This window comes from Gluconobacter albidus (genome assembly GCF_002723915.1).
GTDB classification, from domain to species: domain Bacteria; phylum Pseudomonadota; class Alphaproteobacteria; order Acetobacterales; family Acetobacteraceae; genus Gluconobacter; species Gluconobacter albidus.
Genome location: NZ_BEWL01000046.1, coordinates 1 through 1,029 on the forward strand (window position 1 = coordinate 1; position 1,029 = coordinate 1,029).

1 protein-coding gene is annotated in these 1,029 nt (G+C 65.2%); it reads left to right on the plus strand.

Annotated elements, in window-relative coordinates:
- The coding region (locus tag GAL01_RS15395) for a solute carrier family 23 protein (RefSeq protein WP_099253407.1) at positions 1 to 1,029 on the plus strand (1,029 nt) is incomplete at both ends.

A 1,029-nucleotide genomic window follows, 5' to 3' on the forward strand; every position in this document is an offset into this window, starting at 1 on the left:
CTATCTGGGATCGAGTTTTTCCTTCATCGCCCTCGTCGTGGCGCTGACCGGATATTCCGGGCATGGTCCGAACCCCGATATCGCACTGGCCTGCGGCGGAATTTTCGTCGCGGGCGTGGTGTATGCGCTGATCGGGGTTCTGGTCCGGATGACGGGCTCGGGGTGGATCGAGCGCCTCATGCCGCCATCCGTCACCGGGGCGATTGGCGCGGCGATCGGACTTAACCTGGCGCCTGTGGCGTCGCGCGGGCTCGGGCATGGCGGGGCCGGGACGGCCTGCGGCATTTTTGCGCTGCTGTGTACGGCGCTGCTGGCGGTCTATGGCGGTCCGTATCTGCGGCGGCTGTCGATCCTGCTGTCCCTGATTGTGTCCACGCTTCTCTACGTCGTAGTGGCGAACGGGCTGCATCTGGCGCCGGCGATGGATTTCTCCGAAGTTCTGTCCGCCCCGTTGATCGGGATGCCGCATCTGACGGCACCACGTTTTACCGGCCATGCGGCCATTCTGCTGGCGCCTGTCGCGCTGGTTCTGGTGGCGGAGAATCTTGGGCATCTCAAGGCGATCGGGGCCATGACGGGGCGACCGCTGGATCACCTGACAGGGCGTGCGTTCCTCGGGGACGGGCTGGCGACGATGCTGGCGGCCAGTCTCGGCGGCACGGGTGTGACCACCTATGTCGAGAATATCGGCGTCATGGCGCTGTCGCGGGTCTATTCGACGCTGACCTTCGCTGTGGCCGGACTGTTCGCCATTCTGCTCGGGTTCTCGCCGTTTTTTGGGGCGTTGCTGCGGGCCATTCCGGAGCCTGTGCTCAGTGGCCTCTCGGTCGGGCTGTTCGGTCTGATCGCGGCGACGATGGTGCGCGTCTGGGTGGATAACCGCGTCGATTTCTCCCGTGCCTCAACGCTGTTTCCCGTTGGCGTGGCCCTCGTGGCCGGGGCGGGAGACCTCACTTTCACCATCGGCAGTGTGACGCTGGGCGGCATTGCAACCGCCACAATCGCCGCCATCGGCCTCAACCAGATCCT